We start from the raw sequence: 16,935 nt of genomic DNA, 5'->3' as shown, positions 1-16,935 counted from the left end.
GTTTTCATTAAAACTTACTGTCTAATGGTAAGGGTTTTAAAAACTCAAACTGTCCAATCTATAGGGTACATTTTATATTGCTCTCCATAGGTTATCAATAAAATCCTCCAAAAGCCTTGAAAATAAAGGATTTATCGCAATGTGTTCACCTTATCCTTTTATATGATTTCACACAAGTTTACTCTTTCCCTGCCTACTTATAAGGGCAAAATCAAGGGCAAGAAAATCTCATAACAAGATATAACAGAGTGTGGCAATCGGAGAACTGTGACATATGTGCGAATATATTATAACGGAGGATTTTTTAATGGACAAGTATATTTATGATGAAAGCAACGGTTTATGGTATGAGTTGCAGGGAGATTATTATATTCCTTGCATTACTTTACCAACCGAAAAAGAACACAAGTTTATCGGCTTATGGGGACAGCGGTACAAACGCTATTTACAGGAACATAAACGAGCAGTTTACACCACGCTGCTCACAAGCGGAAAATTGAACGGTTATCTTGCTGATATTGACGAACAGGCAATGGATATGATGTTCCGATTGGTTGAGCAAATGGCTGACAAGGAAGGTGTGACTGAGCAACTCAAAGCGGAAAACCCGATGTTGTGGGTTGTAAGAATGAACGAGATACAGGCAAGGGCAAGAGAAATAATCAATAGAGAAATTATATACACATAAAAGATTAGAGCGGCAGGGAGAAATCTCTGTCGCTTTATTCTTGCCCTTGACAATAAGGCACAACTATTATATACTGTACTTGTAGATGTAATACACTATATAATAGCAAGTAACAGAATGGCGGTGGAATTTTGGATATTGTTGTAAGCAATAAGGCAAGCCGACCTTTGTACGAACAAATTTCTACACAAATCAAGGCGGCAATTATGAGTGGTGAATTGAAAACAGGTGAAGCCATTCCGTCTGTAAGGTCATTGGCAAAGTCCTTGCACATTAGTATTTTAACGGTACAAAAAGCTTATGCCACATTACAAGAAGATGGATTTATAGAGTCAACAGCTGGTAAAGGGTGCTATGTATCGGCACAAAATCAGGACTTTTATCTTGAGGAACAACAAAAGAAGATAGAGGAACACTTTACAGACGCAATCGAAGTGGCAAGGGCAAGTGGAATATCACTTGATAAACTAATCAATTTACTGACACTTTTATATCAGGAGGACGAATAAATGAGCGAAAATATTTTAGAAGTTAAAGGTTTGACAAAAGATTACGGTGATTTCGTTCTTGATAAATTGACCTTCACTGTACCTAAAGGCGTAATTATGGGACTGATTGGAGAAAATGGTGCAGGAAAATCAACAACTATTAACTGTATTCTTAATGAAATATCAAAGACAGATGGAAATATTGAAATTTTCGGAAAGGATTATCTCTCTGAAGAAATTGAAATCAAAGACAAAATAGGCGTTGTATTTGATGAAAACCATTTCCCAGATATATTTACACCAAATGAAATTGGAACATATATGTCGGGAATATATTCAAAATGGGAACGAAATACTTATGTCAATTATCTCTCGAAGTTTGAACTTCCTGCTGATAAAAGGGTAAAGGATTTTTCTAAAGGTATGAAAGTTAAGTTGGCTTTTGCTGTGGCACTTTCGCACAAAGCAGAACTTTTAATTTTGGACGAAGCAACAAGTGGTCTTGACCCTATTATCAGAGATGACATTTTAGATATTTTGATTGACTTTGTTCAAGACGAAAATCATTCGGTATTGGTATCTTCTCATATCATAAGCGATTTAGAAAAAGTGGCAGATTATATTACTTTTATTCATAAGGGGAAATTGGTTTTCACCCACTCAAAAGACGAATTAGTTGATAATTACGGTGTAATGAGTTGTGGTGCTATGGTTTTTGACAACTTAGATAAATCAGAGATAATCGCTTATAGGAAAGAGGATTATCAATACAAAGTGCTTGTAAAAGACCGTCACATTGCCGAGAAAAAATATCCAAAAGCGATTGTTGTTCCAGCCGCAATCGAAGAAATTATGCTTTTCTATGTAAAGGGGGAAATGAAATGAAAGGGCTATTAACAAAGGATTTTCTTACAATTAAAAAGAAATATGGCTTACCTCGTGTGATTATGGATATAGCCATTATTATTGCGTTAATGTTCATATTGGAAAAAAGCGGAACAATATATATCAGTTTTTTACTCATTCCTATTGAAATAATGTCAATGATTATCTCCCTAACAACTTGTGACGAGCAATGGAAATGGGGGAAATATGCTGTATCACTTCCTGTATCTAAAAAACAGATTGTATGCAGCAGATATGCTTGTGCGGGTATTTTGTCCTTAATTGGCTTTGTGGTTGCACTCATTGTAAATTCTGCCTCATATATTCTGTTTCCACAATATGCATATGGTTTTTATCTCTTTATGTCCTGTGCTTCATTTGCACTGACATTATTGTTTTTGGCATTTGTTTTGCCATCAAATTGCTCGTTAGGTGTTAATGCTGGATTTGCGACAATGTTTATCTTAATTATACTGCTTGTTGTTTTGGGCTTATGGACTAAGGCAACAAATAATTCAATTATGTGGTTTGTTGTAGAGAATTTTGAAGTAAGCATTGCTATTGCAGGAGTTTCTGTTGTTGCAATATGCGGGTTGTCTTTTGTACTGTCAAACTTGTTTTTCAGAAAAAAATATATATAGTTAGGAGTAAGAAATGAGAAAGTGTATCAGATGTGGATGTGAAATGAAAGAAAATTGTGCTGTAAAAATTGAAGGGGCGGGATATGGAATTGTTTTATCATCTGATGAAAACAAGTTATTTGGTGGTCGAATAGGAAAGCCTAAAATAGCCATTTGCCCTGAATGTGGAGAAGTGTCTATTTATCTTGAAGATTTGGATAGATTAAACTAATCCCTTCTTTTTCTACGATAATGTTATGTACGCCGCCGCTATGGGTAAAACCGTAACGACGGTTTTTCAATGCTACCTGCTATCTCTGTCAATGGATTTTTTATACTGTCTTTGCGGTGGTTGCTGCTTGTTGCGTTCCTGTATCTCACGCAGATGTTTTAACACGCTCTGCCTTTCGGGCGGTCTGTGCTGTTCTTTAGTGGCAGCTGTCGGCTTCCTGCTGACTTGGTATTCCCACTCGGCAAGGTCACGGTTGTACTGCTCTACAACGCTTTCCATTTCTCGGAAAGTACGCATAAATACCTGCACATCAGGATAACCGTCCGCTTTGAGTGTATCGGGGATTTTATCCAGCCTGTCGGCAATTTCCACTTCGGTTTCTTTGATTTTTACCTCCAACGCTTTTCGTTCTTTACCTTTGAAAAGCCCCTTTGTATCAGCAAGCTGCTGTTTCAAGTGCGGCAGAACTTTGTCCTGCAAGTTTTTAATTTCCTTTGCCTTATCCTGTACTTTTATCATCAGATTTCGCATATGACGGAACTCTGCCATATCAATATCAAGTGTAGGCTTGGGTGGCATATCCTTTTCCCGAATAAGGTTTTGCAGAAAATCTTTTGCCTTTGCCACAATCCCACGGAACAGATTAGGAAGCCAGCCTTTGCTTTTAATTGACTGGCTTGCTTTTTCGTGTATCTCGGTCTGCTTGACTTCTAAAATCTTTGCTTCGGAAATACCCGATAACAACGCCATATCCGCTGTCCTGTTCCATTCCTGCCTTGCGGTATTGTCCGCTTCAATCTCGGCGGCTTTGGGATTGTTCTTGCCGATTTTCTTGGTGGGAAGATAAACGCTGTTCTTATCAAATACCTTTAACTGCTGTTCGGGATCGGAGATATGCCGATTGATAAGGTCGGTGTAAATCTCTTTTATCTCCCGAAGAAAAGGCTCGCTTTTGAATTTATCATCTTTCACGGTAAAGAGGTGGCTTTCGTAAACCTCGCCCTTTTTAATGACGGTACAGCCTTTGCGTATCTGCCCGTCCTCCCCTGTGATTTCTTTCTTGGTGCGTACCCTTTTGCCCGTTTCATCATAGAACACGCTGCGTGTGGCTCTCTTGATGTCAGGCTCAGGAAGCAGTTTTCTTTCGCTGAAGATAAGATGGATATGATAATTGGTTTTGCGTTTGTTGTGGTGGAGGGCTGACACGCACTCCACACCATATCTCTTGCGGAACTCCTCCGTAAAATCTTCAAGGACTTCCTGCGGCTCGTATCTTGTATAAACTTCGGGCAGGGCGATAATCAATTCCCTTGCTTCGATACATTTGCCCTCTGTGCCGCTCCGCTTAAACTCCTGCTGGCTTTCCCTTGCAAGGTTACTCCAAAATTCATTGTCGGCGGTGCGGTAGGTGGCATAAAGGTTTTCCTGCTTTGCGTGGCTTGTGATATAGGATATTCTTCCCTTGACATTGGATAGCTTCGACATCTGTATAAATGAATGTCTTGCCATATACTCCTTCCTCCCGTGACGGGCATACTCTTTTTGCAACCGAGAAATCGGTTGCCGCTGTTTCGGCGGCGTAAGCAGACGGACAGCGAAGAAAACAGCGGGCTGTTTTCTTCTGTATCATAGCGGCGGTGCATTGCCCGAAGCGATGGTACAGTGCCCCCTGCAAGGGCGAAATACCCAGAGTACAAATCGAAGATTTGTGCGAGGGGTGTATTTCGCTCTCAAACGCCGAGGGCTTGGAGAATGGTTATTCTACTTTGCGGACATCGTTTTCATTCAGCAGGTTTCTTCCCTGATTGACGCTCATAAATCGCTCTAAAGTATCCCTGCGGATAATCGCTTTTCTTCCGACCTTGAGGACGGGAAGTTTGCCCCAGTCTACCAACTTACGCATTGTATTTCTTCCGATACCCGTACATTCTGCTGCTTCTTCTATGGTTAAACCCATTTTGATGTTGCCCATTTTATCAGCCTCCTTTCAAAACACGCATTTTGCAACTATGTATCTGTAATTATACTTATTTTGATACCTCCTGTCAACTCGTTTTGCAACTTATTAAGAAATATTTTTGTCTATTATTAAATTTATGGTTGCAAAATAGGTTTTTCTGTGCTATACTATCAGCAATAGGAGGTGAAAGCCTTGAAAAAAGAAATTACATTCACCGCAAAACAGGTCGGTGAACGAGTGAAAGAACGCCGAACAGAATTAAACTTAACAATGCCCGAACTTGGTAAGCGTGTCGGGGTAAACAAATCTACCATTCAAAGATATGAAGCGGACGGAGTAGACCCGAAGCGTACAATGATTATCAACGGGCTGGCAGAAGCACTCCTGACCACTCCCGAATGGCTGACAGGACTTTCCGAAGATAAGGAATATGACAGCCGCACTTTATGTGCAAGGGATATGGAGGAACATATCAAAAAATATCTTGATACGGTTTCTTCTGTGGTAAAGGGAGAACCGCACCAACAACTGCTTACCACATTCCTCGGAAAGATGATTGACCTCTATACGGTTATGACTTATCACTTTGCAGACGCAATGGCTGAGGTTGACCGTGTAGCGGAGGACGAGGGCTTAAAGCAGTCCTTACGCCGCTATGCGATTGAGTCAGGGGCGATTATGGAAAGGGTTTACCGTAAAGAAATGGAACTTCCTATCGAGAATATGAAGCAGTTTTTAGATGGGATTTTACATATCTACGATGAGGGACGCACCGCTGTAAAGATGGGCGACCTGTTCGGGATAGTGACAGCAGCCGAAGAAAGGGTTGCTGAAAAAGAAAAATTCCGTGGCACTTTGACAAGTGAAAATGCCGATTGACATTCATCGGCATAAGTGACACTATTACTTTACGCACACCATATGTCACAGTCCCGATTGCCACGGATAGAAAGGAGAAATTTATCTATGGCAAAAGGTTCTGTAAGAAAAAAAGGTAAAAAGTGGTACGCACGCTTCTATATCGAAGATGAAAGCGGCAGAAAAGTACAGAAAGAGTTTGTGGGAACAGAAAGCAAGTCTGAAACAGAAGCCCTGCTCAGAAAAGCAATCGCTGACTATGAGGAAAAGAAATTCGTTGCGAAGTCTGAAAACATCACAGTTGGTATGCTGCTCGATCTGTGGGTGGAGGAAGAACTGAAACCCGGCAATCTCAGCAATGGTACGGTAATGTCCTATCAGGGAACGGTCAACCGTATCAAACAGCACCCGATAGGAAACCGAAAGCTGAAAACCGTAACCGCCGACCATTTACAGGCGTATATAGACTTTCTCAGCTTTGGCGGTACAAATCCTGACGGTACAACCGCAAAGGCACTCAGCAAAGGGTATCTCCGATTGTTTTCGGCTGTTTTACAAGGGGCGTTCCGTTTTGCGGTATTCCCGAAAAGACTGATAACCTTTAACCCGATGCAGTATGTGGTATGGCGAGGAAAGAAAGAAGAATGCGAACTGTTCTCGGACGAGGACGGAGAAACTGCCTCCACACCAACGCTCAGCTACGAACAGTATCAGAGATTAGAGGACTTCCTGAAAAAGAAAAACAATCCTGCACTTCTTCCTATACAGATAGCCTATTATACAGGTTTGCGTATTGGAGAGGTCTGTGGTCTGACTTGGCAGGACATTAACCTTGAAGAACAATATCTGACAGTACGCCGCAGTATGCGTTACAACGGGGCAAGGCACAAAACAGAAATAGGGGCAACAAAGCGTAAAAAAATCCGCACCGTGGACTTTTGCGATACGCTTGCCGCAATCCTGAAAACTGCGAAAACAGAACAGCACAAAAACCGTTTTCGATACGGGGAACTGTACAGCCTTAATTACTATTTGGAGGTCAAAGAAAAAGACCGCACCTATTATGAGGTTTACAGTCTGCCGAGGTCGGAGGAAGTCCCAGAGGGGTACAAGGAATTATCCTTTGTCTGCCTTAGACCTGATGGGGCATTTGAAGCACCGAGTACGGTGGGGATTATGTGCAGGACAGCGAGAAAAAAGGTGGAGGGATTGGAGGATTTCCACTTTCATATGCTCAGACACACCTATACAAGCAATCTGCTTTCAAACGGTGCAGCACCTAAAGATGTGCAGGAACTTCTCGGACACGCTGATGTCAGTACCACAATGAACATTTACGCTCACGCTACAAGGGAAGCGAAGCGTACTTCCGCAAGACTGCTGGATAAGGTAATCGGCGGAGAATAAAAATTTCCCTTGTTTCGGCTCATAAGGGCAAAAACAAGGGAAAATACATAAGGTTTGAACATTTAATAGGCGATATGCCTTGAAAATACAGGGTTTATAGAGGATTGAATAGATAAACTTGAATTTGTAAATATCATTTTACATTTTTATATGAAATCACAATATGACTTGGTGCAAATAATACTGATGCAATAATCAATAGCACTGACCTACTCATAATCCCACTAAATAAGAACAACATTGAAGGAATAATAGAAAGTGCTAATGCTCTGAAAACGCTGTTTTTCTTAAAACATATAATCCAAATAGCACAATAAAGCATTACCAATATGGTATCTACAATCAGATATAGTGCAAATGCTTCGTCAGACCACCACCCGAACCAAGTTCCCGGAATATTGATTATCATGAATCCGAAACAACCCAATCTCCCTACTTGTTCTGTGACCTCAACATATTTATTGTTCCACTTATTATCAAATCCATCTTTGCACTTAATCGCAAATACAACATTGGGTATCATAATGACTGCAATAAAAATCAGCCCAAAAACATTAAACCATTCCATATTATCTACCATCACAAACTCTGATTTGTATTTCTGTTTGTTTTAAAAATGGGCAACTCCGATTGGAATTGCCCCCTCATTTATCACTCCAAAATCCAACGGCTTTGCCGTTGCCGTGCTTCGCACTCCTTGATTTTGTCGTTGTCACATCAGGTGAAAACAAATACTCGCTTTGCTCGTGCTTGTTTTCCTGCTGATGTTCCAAATTATGCGATTTTTTCTTGCTTGCACTTAATTTTGCATCAATTGATGTAAGTTTGATGTAAATCACTGTTTTATATGGTTTTGACTAAATGAAGTATATCCCGTCATTTTAGTGAAACGGTACATCCATACATCACGTCGACTGGCGTCTCCGTGTGTTTTTCGCCTTATGTCGGTGTTCGCAAGCGCACACCGCCGCAAGGCTCAGTTTTCTCATCTTAATAGAGCTTTGCACCTGCTGGAATGTGGTTATCAACCATGATCAGATGCAGTTCTTCATCTTCTGAGTCTTTCAGATTATTGACTGCTGAAAGTAACATACCACAAGATTCAATGCCCATCATCTTTCTCGGTGGAAGGTTTGTGATGGCGATCAGTGTCTTACCAACCAGTTCTTCCGACTCGTAATAAGCGTGAATACCGCTTAAAATAGTACAATCTGTGCCTGTTCCGTCATCAAGAGTGAACTGAAGGAGTTTCTTTGACTTTGGTACTGCAACACACTCTTTAACCTTTACAGCTCTGAAATCTGATTTGCTGAATGTATCAAAATCAACTTCTTCCTCAAATAAAGGCTCAATCTTTACATTAGAGAAATCAATTTTTTCTTCAACGGTCGCAATCTGGTCGCAATTTTCTACTGCTTTGCTCTCAGATGCCTTATTTGCTTTCTTATCAGCGTCCAGTGACTTCATTGTCGGGAATTTTTTTGCTTCCGTTATAAGCTTATCCTCATCCTTGCAAATGCTTGTAAAATCGACATTTGAGCTTTTCATATACTTAACTACTCTTAGACGTTTTGTGAGCATTTATACGTCTAAAAGATGTCTTTTCATTTAAAATACGTCTTTTTAATTTGTCGCATGTGCTTAATTTATCAGCACATTAAACATAAGATATTTTAACACATTTTGTTCAGTATGAATAGATATTTTCTCAATCTTCTAAAGATCCAATCACAGGACTCTTTTCTAAAAAATATCCATATTTTTTGATAATTTCTCAATTACTGATTTGGTAACATCGGGATTTGCTTCCGCATAGATATTCATAGTTGTCGATACATCTGCATGTCCCATTACCTCTTGAATTACTTTGATGTTGGTTTCATTTTCGCAAAACCTAGATGCAAATGTGTGTCTGAAAATATGACAAGAGAATCTTGGAATCATAATAGGTTCTCTCTTCTCTTTTTTAGCAGCCACCTCTTCCTCAGAATTATGGGTATCCACGATTCTCTTAATTGCACGATTGACTGCCGCTGGATTGTGAGGCATTCCGAAACGATTAGTAAAAACAAAATTGGTCATACCATCTACATTCTCTGTGCAAAAGCCTTCCTGCTTCTGCCTGTCATATTCTTCCTGAAGCACATCATATACCTGTTGCATCATTGGTATTCTACGATTTCCTGCTTCTGTTTTTGGCAACGAAACTCTGAACTCACATTTGTATGAATCATAGCTTAATTGCGGTCTATTTAGCTTGTTTCCTGACTACTCAGGAAAAATATTTCTACCCTCGCCCCACCTGTATTTTCAGAACTTGAAAGTTTAATCCCTCCGCCATATTTTTCAGCCACAGTTTTTGCGAAAAAAAGCCCAATCCCATAATGGGCTTCGCCATTTCTACTTGTGTCATCCATAAAAAACTGCTCTGTGCCATGCAATAATGCTTCTTTTGTAAATCCTGATCCGTTATCCTCCACAATGAATGTCAGCCGGTCATCCTGCTCCTTTGCGTCAATATAAATGATTCCATTTTCTTTTGTATGCTCCACTGCATTCTGAATCACATTCATTACGGCTCGGAACATTGGATTATAAGCAATCGTTACCTTTTTATCACTTTGTTCCGCCTTCCAATCTATCTTCTGGTGATAGATTTCTACCAGTCCGAGTGCCTGTTCCTTTATATCTGCGAAAAAATCTTCTAACCTCACCGTTGTATAGGTAACATCACTGCAATTCCATGATTTTGTGACATCTATCAACTGTTTTACATAACTTTGTATCTGTGTTGTGCCGTTCAAAACATAAGTGATATTTTTCTTCTGTTCTGTGGTCAGTTCAGTCTCTGAAAGTAGTTCTGCATTTCCCCGTACAATCGTAAGAGGTGTTTTAATATCATGTGCCAAAGCAGACATCTGCTGTTTCTTTTCCTGCTCTGTTTTCCACTGCTTTTCTAAAGATTCTCGCAATGCATCTCGCATATCATTGATTGCCGATAAACAGTCATCAAACTCTTTGATACCGGAACAGGATGTCTCATATTCCAGATTTTGATCCTTTATTTGTCCGATTGCGTCTAATACAGGCTGCATCTGCTTTTTGATTCTTTTTCCAAAACGTATGGACGGAATGATGATAATCGCTACCGCTCCAATCACAGACATAATACTCATCACATTCTGTGGTTCTATAAAATGCTCCCTCAAAAAAGCTGAATGATATTGAGGTGTCAGGCGATATTGCAATACAACATATTCATTTTCCCTTACAATTACTTTATAAAAATATTTCCCGGATGCGTTTCCGTACTTTGCAACATTCCATGCTATCTGTTCGTATTGTTCTGACAGATCTCCACCTATTTTCTCTCCATTCTCTGAAAAGATTACATAATCACAAAGTGCGGGAATCATCTCAGCAGTCACTTTATCTGCACGTAGAATCGTATCATATGCTTCATTAATCTTTTGCTCTGCATAATTTGCCGGATAAATACAGCCCACACTAATCAAAAGGCACAGCAGCAGCCAAGCAACAATCACCAAACCAACTAATGATCCAAGCATGACCAGTACATATCTCATAAAAATCCTGCTGAGTGCATTGCTTCTCTTTACTCTTCCCATTTATATCCAATCCCCCAGACTGTTTTTATCGGCATATAATCATAATCCGCAAATTTTGCTCTTATATTTTTGATATGCGTGATTATAGTACTGTCATTACTCTCATTGTCAAAGCCAAAGACCGCTTCCAATATCTGTTCCTTCGAGAAAACCTGTCCTCTGTTTTTAGCCAGAAATTCACAGATTTCGTACTCTGCTTTCGTAAACGGAAGTTCTTTATCATCCATCAACAGTTTCTTTTGAGACATCTGAATGCAGACTCTCCCTAAAACCATTCGGACAGAATGTTCCCTGTGCTCTCTTCTAAGATGTGCATTGATCCTTGCTCGAAGTTCCATCACTCCAAATGGCTTTGAAATATAATCATCTGCTCCTAAAGAAAGTCCGTTTACCAGACTGTTTTCCTCCGTTTTTGCCGTAAGAAACAAAATCGGACAATCCACAAGTGCCCTGATTCTTTTGCATAATTCGAAGCCGTCAATTCCAGGCATCATAATGTCAAGTAAAATCAGGTCATAACGATGTAATTCTTCCATATTAAGTTTCAGTGGATTACTTACTTTGGTAACCATATGTCCATCCTTATTCAAAATGCTTTCTATCATTTCCAAAATTGCCGGTTCATCATCAACTACCAGTATTTTTGCCATAGTTTCCCTCGATTCTATTCCGATATTCTGTTTCCTTCCCAGTGGTTTACCCACCAAAAATAGTATACCATACTAATCCCTGTAAATATTAAGCAACCTGGTATGAATGACAACCATTCACCTACACTAGTTTCTCCCAATACAGATTGCAGATAAGTATATGGTACTCTACCCGTCCAGCAGACAAATACATATTTCCACACATAATCTCCAAGTCCGGTAAGCATCAATGCACTAATTAGTCCTGATATAATCCCTGCTCCAATGGATACCCCTTTTCCAAATTGAAAAGCCAGAATCAGCTGCCACAGATAAAGTGGAACACTGCTTCCCCACAGCAGCAATGCTGCAAATATACATCCTTTCATGATTTCGATATCGCTTGATGCGATTCTTCCAAATCCAATTCCGAATATGATTGCTGTCAATAGGATAGAGCACAGACACAAAACCAGTAGCATTAACAGTTTCGATAAAAATGCTGCAGGTTTATCCGGTAAAGACAACAGATTTTGAAAATCACCTGCATTTTGTTCCTGTTCCATCACACTTGCTGTAAAAATTCCAATAAGTACCGGAAGTCCTGCTCCTATTGCCTGATAAAATGCAATCACTTTCATATTTTCATTCCATGGTGAAAAAAAGTAATATATTAAAAATATAACGCTGGTTATAATCGGAATCAGTAAGTGTGCCAGAATCACAGATGTTCCTTTCATCTTTCGCAAGTCTGCATTAAGAGATCTTCCAATCATCTTATTTCACCTCTCTTCTCTCAAACCATTTCAAAAACAGAACCGTTACAAAAACAAACCAGATGATTGAGAGACACATTCCCGGAACAATGACTCCCGTATCCAAAAGAGGATTCCCTGCTTCTGCGGCAAGTCCATTTGGTAAAACATGAAGCAACGGGCACATCATTCGCATAGGGATTGCAGAAACAAGTACATACCAGATTCTGGTTTGTGATATTACCACACCGCTGACGGTAATAAATAGGCAGACGAACAGGTTTACAATCATTCCAAATCGTTCACTTAAAAATAAAGCTACCGGAATCTCCCATAACTCAGAAACCGTCAGAAACAATACTGCAATCAACGCTCCTCCAACTGGAACATGTGTCGTTAGAAGAAAGCCTCCAAGCGTTGCTCCTGCAAACACAATCACATTAGAAAACAAAATCATGTACCCAATATAAATAATTTTCCCCAGCAACAATTTTCTTCTGTCTGTGGGAATAGTCATTAAATGATAGTATTTTATCTTTTTCTCCTGCGCCACAGAAAGATAACAAAATAGAGCAATCATCCCCGGCAGCAAAAGTGTATACCACCAGTTCCAAACACTTTCTGCATAAGCATTTGTCATCCCAAGAGTAAATATAAATGCCATGACAAATGTAAGAAGAGGAAATCCCCAGATAAACTTTTTTCGCATGGTTCTTTTGGCTTTTTGATGTTCTGCTTTTATAATATTAACCATGGATTTCACCTGCTTTCTGGTTTTTTCTTACCACATTCATAAACAAATCTTCAAGATTATCTCCCTGCTTTAATGCTCCTTCGTATCCTAAGATTCCACCTGAAATAATCCCGACTTTATCTGCAAGTAACTGTACCTCTGAGAGAATATGACTGGAGAGAATTACAGTGATTCCCTGTTCCGGAAAAGACCGGATCAGCTCTCGTAATTCCTCGATGCCTATTGGATCTAATCCATTCGTAGGTTCATCCAATATCAAAAGTTCCGGTTCTCCAAGCAATGCCATTGCAATGCCTAGTCTTTGCTTCATCCCCAAAGAAAACTGTCCTGCTTTCTTCTTTCCGGTGTTTGTAAGTGATACAATCTGCAAGACCTCATCAATTCTGTTTTCATCTGTACCAAGCAATAATTGTCTTACCTTCAAATTCTCTCTGGCGGAAAGATTTTCATAAATAGGCGGATTTTCAATTAACGCTCCTATTTTTGATAAATCTTTCCTATCCAAAAGTTTTCCATCAAAGTAAATCTTTCCTGCAGTTGGTTTCATCATACCGGTCAGCATTTTCAATGTGGTAGATTTACCAGCGCCATTCGGTCCAAGCAGTCCATAAACCTGTCCCTTTTCGATATTAAGTGAAACACTATTTACCGCTTTCTGTTTTCTAAAATATTTACATAGATTTTGTGTCTGTAACATCATTTCCATCTTTACTATCCTTCCTTCCATATTTCATTTCTTACTGAAATATAACCTAACAGAAAAAAATAAAGATTTGATGAAGATTGCTAAATAATTCGTCTACTCTATTTTTATTCTCGTATGGAATAAACCATCAATTGAATATCATTATCAGAACTCGGCTTTCCACTGAAATCAGCAAAGCTGTTACAAATACGAAGTCCTAATTTACCGAATATCTCCTTCAAAGCATACTGCTCCGCATCCAAGCTCTTTTGCTTTTTCCAGAGAATAATCCAGTAAAATCTTTCCATACCCCTTCCTTTTAAGCTCCGGTGCAATACAGATCGGTCCCATGGTCATAATCGGAATACTTCTGCCATCATCGGCTGCAATCACAGCCTTCATAAACATGTTCTGTCCAATCAACTGTCCATCTAATGTCATGACAAAATCCAATTCTGGAACAAATGCCGGATCGTTGCGAAGCTGATGGAGTACATAATGCTCCAGACAACCTGGGCGATACACATTCCAGAAACTCTCCCTTACCAGATTTTCTACCTCATGGTATTCATTTTCTCTTTCCAATCGAATGATAATATTTTCCTTCATTTTCTTTTTCTCCATTTCTTTTTAACTCATGGTATTGCAATATAAAAAGCCACAATTCTAAATTCAAATCCTTTAGAATTAGCGGCTCTGCGTCTTTTGCGTCTGGCTCTTCATTTATTGTTTATAATTATGTTTATTTAATTTGGCAATCTGTTTGAATTTCCTTTTCTTAGCAGCAAGATAATCAACTGCATTTTTATTGTATGCATTCTCTGCTTTTAATTTCATATACGCTCTATATCGTTCTTCTGCAATCAATCCGTTCTTCACAGCCTGTCTCACTGCACATCCCGTCTCGTTTTCATGAGAGCAATCGCTGAATCTGCACTTCCTTGTTAGTTCTTCAATGTCCAAAAAAGTATGATCAATTCCATCCTCTGCACTCCACATTCCGAGTTCTCTCATTCCAGGCGTATCTATTACCATTCCTTTCCCCGATATCATAAAAAGCTCTCTATGTGTTGTGGTATGCCTGCCTTTATCATCATTTCGAAGGTCTCCAGTTTCCAGTTGATCTGTTCCCAATATATGATTGATTAGAGAGGACTTTCCTACGCCTGATGAGCCTACGAATGCAACTGTATGGTATTCCTTAAGATATTGATAAATCTGGCTTAAACCATCTTTGTCTACTACAGATGTTTCAATAATCGGTACCCCGATTGCAATATTTTCTATCCATAGATGATAGGTTTTCTCTCTCATTGGCTGTCCCTCCATCTTTCATAGCTGACAGCCAAAGCAGGAAACAATGACAAATATTCTTGCTCACAAATTCGGCAGCCTTTATTCAATATCGTTCTTTCATTTATCTTCATACTCCACGAATGACCGTGCCTGCATTTCCACCACGCTCTCTTTGCTGAAGTTCGTGATACTTCTGTCGGCTTCAATTTATTCTGTTCATAATCCCATTCACTGAGAAGCTGATTATCTGTCGTCGCCAAATCGTTAATACCTGCAATCACTCTCGCACCGGAACATATCGGGCATTTTTCTCCATTGGAACGAGCCTTAACGCTTGCCTGTCATTCGTGACCGCAAGTATCTTTCCACCATACTTTTTTATTTGAACCGAAAGTAATGTCATCAGGTGTAAGCGGTAAGTTCTTCTCCGACCACTCCGAAACAAGCTCCGGGTGTACTTCTGCTAAACTGTTACTCATATCAAAACCTCCAATTCCTCTGTGATTAGAGTATATGAAGTTTTGGCTTTATCTTGTAGTTTGCGAATATCCGTATAATATAGAAAAAACCCTTTGAGAAAAGGATTTCTCCTCTCTCAAAGGGCAAGTTGGCAAACTTGAAGTTATAAACATCTTTGCAAATATATCATATCTATCAACTGTACGCCGCCCTCATAAATTGGGTGGTCATAATTGTCAGTAAAGAAATTGGGAATCTTGTGAGAACGGACAAATCCACATTTTTCATAAAATGGTATCGTCAATGGACTGTCACCTGTTCCAACTTGCAAAACAGAATATTCATCTGCATATTTACTGGCAAGAAAATCAATTAGTGCTTTGCCATAGCCCTTTCCTTGATTTTTCGGATCGACTGCGATATTCTTGATTTCAAGTATTCCATTACCTTCATCGGTAACAACACATTCAGCTTTTACATTACCATCTTCAAGTACATACATAGTACTTTTTTCAAGATAGCGATCAATCATATTTTCCTGCTCATCAGCTAATAACAATAATGCTATAAATTGCTTTTTATTCTCATTCACTTCTCGGATTTTCATATCTATTACTCCGTCAAACTTGAAGTTGTCTATTGTTAAATATTTGTAACAAATTCTTCTATCAAACTATTTATCTGTTCAGGTTTGTCTGTATTAGAATTATGTCCAGCTCCTTCAATCCATGTTAAAGGAATTTTCGTGTTTCTATGCCACGCTTTGTTATACCGTATGCACGAACCGGCATGATCCTGTGTACCGTATATCAACAAAGCTGGACACTTAAGCTCATACGGCAGATTCTTTTCCATTGCCTCTGCCAAAATACGAAAGCCATGTCCGGCAATTTGTGCATAACGCTTTTGGTTACCGTCATAAACCTGCATCATTTCACGCATTAAATTTCTGCCATAAACAGATGTGGCAACACCTTCCGTTCCCGATTTCAGTAGCCACTTCCATGGATAATGAGCATATACCGGTTCCATCCGCTTCAAAAGCCAGATTTCAACCGCAGTCACATACTTTCGTTGCAACGGTGCAGAGTCAATGGAAACAAAACCTTTCAACTGGTTTGGATAGAGTTGTGCATAAGCCTGCCCCACATATCCACCCATAGATTGTCCAACAATGACAGGTTTGTTGATTTCTTCTTGATTTAAAATTTCGTTCAACCATTTTGCTTTATCGAACAAATCAAAATCAAACCGAAACGGCCATGAGGTAGCGTGTGCCGGTGCATCCCACACCACAATATTATACTTTTTCTCAAAAAACAGAATCTGCTTATCAAACAATCTATGGTCAACGGTCAATCCCGGCAAAAAAACAAGGGTAATTACATTCAGGCTTGATATGCTTGTCCAGTAGTGGATTGTTCCGCAACGAGTCTGATATGTCTTTTCTTTCATTGTTGTTTTCTCCTCCATAACTTCCGATTGAGATTTCACCTGTTTTAAGAGATTTAATTAAAGTGTACCCTTTGTCAAGGACACTATGACTTTTTCCTTTTCAGATTTCTATTATATATTTGTTTGTTGTGTAGA

General features: G+C 39.4%; 21 protein-coding genes and 2 pseudogenes. 7 read left to right on the top strand and 16 right to left on the bottom strand.

The genetic code is table 11. From position 1 onward, the window contains the following. Positions 1–307: 307 nt before the first annotated feature. From HED67_RS02095 to HED67_RS02075, 5 genes are all read left to right on the top strand, one after another. A complete protein-coding gene (locus tag HED67_RS02095; RefSeq protein ID WP_117541435.1) occupies positions 308–688 on the top strand; it encodes a TnpV protein in 381 nt (126 codons plus the stop codon). Positions 689–819: 131 nt separating this feature from the next. After that, positions 820–1,197 (top strand): GntR family transcriptional regulator, encoded by a 378-nt coding sequence (locus HED67_RS02090; RefSeq protein WP_117541437.1) that lies wholly within the window; start codon positions 820–822, stop codon positions 1,195–1,197. Then, complete coding sequence (locus HED67_RS02085; protein ID WP_117541439.1) at positions 1,198–2,061, top strand: ABC transporter ATP-binding protein; 864 nt, start codon at positions 1,198–1,200, stop codon at positions 2,059–2,061. Next, positions 2,058–2,702: an ABC-2 transporter permease gene (locus HED67_RS02080; RefSeq protein ID WP_221717380.1), complete on the top strand. Its 645-nt coding sequence runs from the start codon at positions 2,058–2,060 to the stop codon at positions 2,700–2,702. The genes HED67_RS02085 and HED67_RS02080 overlap by 4 nt, the downstream gene beginning before the upstream one ends. Before the next feature lie 13 nt (positions 2,703–2,715). Then, entirely contained in the window at positions 2,716–2,913 is a 198-nt protein-coding gene (locus HED67_RS02075; RefSeq protein ID WP_221717379.1) for a nucleic acid-binding protein, read from the top strand. A 72-nt stretch (positions 2,914–2,985) separates the two neighbouring features. Here HED67_RS02075 and HED67_RS02070 read toward each other — a convergent pair whose 3' ends face one another. Then, positions 2,986–4,422 (bottom strand): MobA/MobL family protein, encoded by a 1,437-nt coding sequence (locus HED67_RS02070; protein WP_117541445.1) that lies wholly within the window; start codon positions 4,420–4,422, stop codon positions 2,986–2,988. A 247-nt stretch (positions 4,423–4,669) separates the two neighbouring features. Beyond that, positions 4,670–4,885: a helix-turn-helix domain-containing protein gene (locus HED67_RS02065; protein ID WP_022358410.1), complete on the bottom strand. Its 216-nt coding sequence runs from the start codon at positions 4,883–4,885 to the stop codon at positions 4,670–4,672. 180 nt (positions 4,886–5,065) lie between these two features. On the opposite strand from HED67_RS02065, the gene HED67_RS02060 reads away from it, so the two are divergent. Continuing rightward, on the top strand, positions 5,066–5,752 hold the full coding sequence (locus tag HED67_RS02060) for a helix-turn-helix domain-containing protein (protein ID WP_160624900.1): 687 nt from the start codon (positions 5,066–5,068) through the stop codon (positions 5,750–5,752). Positions 5,753–5,839: 87 nt separating this feature from the next. Further along, entirely contained in the window at positions 5,840–7,138 is a 1,299-nt protein-coding gene (locus HED67_RS02055; RefSeq protein WP_117541451.1) for a tyrosine-type recombinase/integrase, read from the top strand. Positions 7,139–7,271: 133 nt separating this feature from the next. Here the strand turns inward: HED67_RS02055 and HED67_RS02050 are convergent, their stop codons facing one another. The 14 genes and pseudogenes from HED67_RS02050 to HED67_RS01990 form a co-directional block, all read right to left on the bottom strand. Beyond that, complete coding sequence (locus HED67_RS02050; RefSeq protein WP_005330834.1) at positions 7,272–7,718, bottom strand: hypothetical protein; 447 nt, start codon at positions 7,716–7,718, stop codon at positions 7,272–7,274. A gap of 410 nt (positions 7,719–8,128) precedes the next feature. Further along, positions 8,129–8,617, bottom strand: a pseudogene (locus tag HED67_RS02045) (lysine--tRNA ligase); the annotation flags it as partial. Positions 8,618–8,881: 264 nt separating this feature from the next. Next, positions 8,882–9,382 (bottom strand): annotated as a pseudogene (locus HED67_RS02040) (tyrosine-type recombinase/integrase); the annotation flags it as partial. Between the two features lie 8 nt (positions 9,383–9,390). Further along, the gene (locus HED67_RS02035) at positions 9,391–10,767 is read right to left on the bottom strand and encodes a sensor histidine kinase (protein WP_221717378.1); all 1,377 of its coding nucleotides are present in this window, start codon (positions 10,765–10,767) and stop codon (positions 9,391–9,393) included. Next, complete coding sequence (locus HED67_RS02030) at positions 10,755–11,417, bottom strand: response regulator transcription factor (protein WP_221717377.1); 663 nt, start codon at positions 11,415–11,417, stop codon at positions 10,755–10,757. The genes HED67_RS02035 and HED67_RS02030 overlap by 13 nt, the downstream gene beginning before the upstream one ends. 14 nt (positions 11,418–11,431) lie before the next feature. Continuing rightward, positions 11,432–12,172: a lantibiotic immunity ABC transporter MutG family permease subunit gene (locus tag HED67_RS02025; protein ID WP_005330844.1), complete on the bottom strand. Its 741-nt coding sequence runs from the start codon at positions 12,170–12,172 to the stop codon at positions 11,432–11,434. A 1-nt stretch (position 12,173) separates the two neighbouring features. After that, positions 12,174–12,905, bottom strand: a complete 732-nt coding sequence (locus tag HED67_RS02020; RefSeq protein WP_004853398.1) for a lantibiotic immunity ABC transporter MutE/EpiE family permease subunit — start codon at positions 12,903–12,905, stop codon at positions 12,174–12,176. Beyond that, a complete protein-coding gene (locus tag HED67_RS02015; RefSeq protein WP_221717376.1) occupies positions 12,898–13,611 on the bottom strand; it encodes a lantibiotic protection ABC transporter ATP-binding protein in 714 nt (237 codons plus the stop codon). The genes HED67_RS02020 and HED67_RS02015 overlap by 8 nt, the downstream gene beginning before the upstream one ends. Before the next feature lie 201 nt (positions 13,612–13,812). Continuing rightward, positions 13,813–14,199, bottom strand: a complete 387-nt coding sequence (locus HED67_RS02010; protein WP_221717375.1) for a GNAT family N-acetyltransferase — start codon at positions 14,197–14,199, stop codon at positions 13,813–13,815. Positions 14,200–14,313: 114 nt separating this feature from the next. Next, entirely contained in the window at positions 14,314–14,904 is a 591-nt protein-coding gene (gene rsgA, locus HED67_RS02005; protein ID WP_221717374.1) for a ribosome small subunit-dependent GTPase A, read from the bottom strand. After that, positions 14,901–15,167 (bottom strand): zinc-ribbon domain-containing protein, encoded by a 267-nt coding sequence (locus tag HED67_RS17515; protein WP_260702785.1) that lies wholly within the window; start codon positions 15,165–15,167, stop codon positions 14,901–14,903. The genes rsgA and HED67_RS17515 overlap by 4 nt, the downstream gene beginning before the upstream one ends. Before the next feature lie 60 nt (positions 15,168–15,227). Further along, the gene (locus tag HED67_RS16985; protein ID WP_246612078.1) at positions 15,228–15,365 is read right to left on the bottom strand and encodes a zinc-ribbon domain-containing protein; all 138 of its coding nucleotides are present in this window, start codon (positions 15,363–15,365) and stop codon (positions 15,228–15,230) included. A 143-nt stretch (positions 15,366–15,508) separates the two neighbouring features. Continuing rightward, positions 15,509–15,952, bottom strand: coding sequence for a GNAT family N-acetyltransferase (locus HED67_RS01995; protein WP_221717373.1), 444 nt, complete (start codon positions 15,950–15,952; stop codon positions 15,509–15,511). 35 nt (positions 15,953–15,987) lie between these two features. Beyond that, positions 15,988–16,800, bottom strand: coding sequence for an alpha/beta fold hydrolase (locus tag HED67_RS01990; protein WP_221717372.1), 813 nt, complete (start codon positions 16,798–16,800; stop codon positions 15,988–15,990). Positions 16,801–16,935: the final 135 nt, after the last annotated feature.

Source organism: Pseudocoprococcus catus (genome assembly GCF_019734885.1).
Taxonomy (GTDB): domain Bacteria; phylum Bacillota; class Clostridia; order Lachnospirales; family Lachnospiraceae; genus Coprococcus_A; species Coprococcus_A catus.
The sequence above is the reverse complement of the archived record's forward strand: the minus strand, read 5'-3'. Positions and strand labels throughout refer to the sequence as shown.

Bases quoted from the DNA above. Each gene is read 5' to 3' on its own strand.
- HED67_RS02095 (WP_117541435.1), top strand. From the start codon at position 308: ATGGACAAGTATATTTATGATGAAAGCAACGGTTTATGGTATGAGTTG.
- HED67_RS02085 (WP_117541439.1), top strand. From the start codon at position 1,198: ATGAGCGAAAATATTTTAGAAGTTAAAGGTTTGACAAAAGATTACGGT.
- HED67_RS02080 (WP_221717380.1), top strand. From the start codon at position 2,058: ATGAAAGGGCTATTAACAAAGGATTTTCTTACAATTAAAAAGAAATAT.
- HED67_RS02075 (WP_221717379.1), top strand. From the start codon at position 2,716: ATGAGAAAGTGTATCAGATGTGGATGTGAAATGAAAGAAAATTGTGCT.
- HED67_RS02070 (WP_117541445.1), bottom strand. From the start codon at position 4,422: ATGGCAAGACATTCATTTATACAGATGTCGAAGCTATCCAATGTCAAG.
- HED67_RS02065 (WP_022358410.1), bottom strand. From the start codon at position 4,885: ATGGGCAACATCAAAATGGGTTTAACCATAGAAGAAGCAGCAGAATGT.
- HED67_RS02055 (WP_117541451.1), top strand. From the start codon at position 5,840: ATGGCAAAAGGTTCTGTAAGAAAAAAAGGTAAAAAGTGGTACGCACGC.
- HED67_RS02050 (WP_005330834.1), bottom strand. From the start codon at position 7,718: ATGGTAGATAATATGGAATGGTTTAATGTTTTTGGGCTGATTTTTATT.
- HED67_RS02035 (WP_221717378.1), bottom strand. From the start codon at position 10,767: ATGGGAAGAGTAAAGAGAAGCAATGCACTCAGCAGGATTTTTATGAGA.
- HED67_RS02030 (WP_221717377.1), bottom strand. From the start codon at position 11,417: ATGGCAAAAATACTGGTAGTTGATGATGAACCGGCAATTTTGGAAATG.
- HED67_RS02025 (WP_005330844.1), bottom strand. From the start codon at position 12,172: ATGATTGGAAGATCTCTTAATGCAGACTTGCGAAAGATGAAAGGAACA.
- HED67_RS02020 (WP_004853398.1), bottom strand. From the start codon at position 12,905: ATGGTTAATATTATAAAAGCAGAACATCAAAAAGCCAAAAGAACCATG.
- HED67_RS02015 (WP_221717376.1), bottom strand. From the start codon at position 13,611: ATGGAAATGATGTTACAGACACAAAATCTATGTAAATATTTTAGAAAA.
- HED67_RS02010 (WP_221717375.1), bottom strand. From the start codon at position 14,199: ATGAAGGAAAATATTATCATTCGATTGGAAAGAGAAAATGAATACCAT.
- rsgA (WP_221717374.1), bottom strand. From the start codon at position 14,904: ATGAGAGAGAAAACCTATCATCTATGGATAGAAAATATTGCAATCGGG.
- HED67_RS16985 (WP_246612078.1), bottom strand. From the start codon at position 15,365: ATGAGTAACAGTTTAGCAGAAGTACACCCGGAGCTTGTTTCGGAGTGG.
- HED67_RS01995 (WP_221717373.1), bottom strand. From the start codon at position 15,952: ATGAAAATCCGAGAAGTGAATGAGAATAAAAAGCAATTTATAGCATTA.
- HED67_RS01990 (WP_221717372.1), bottom strand. From the start codon at position 16,800: ATGAAAGAAAAGACATATCAGACTCGTTGCGGAACAATCCACTACTGG.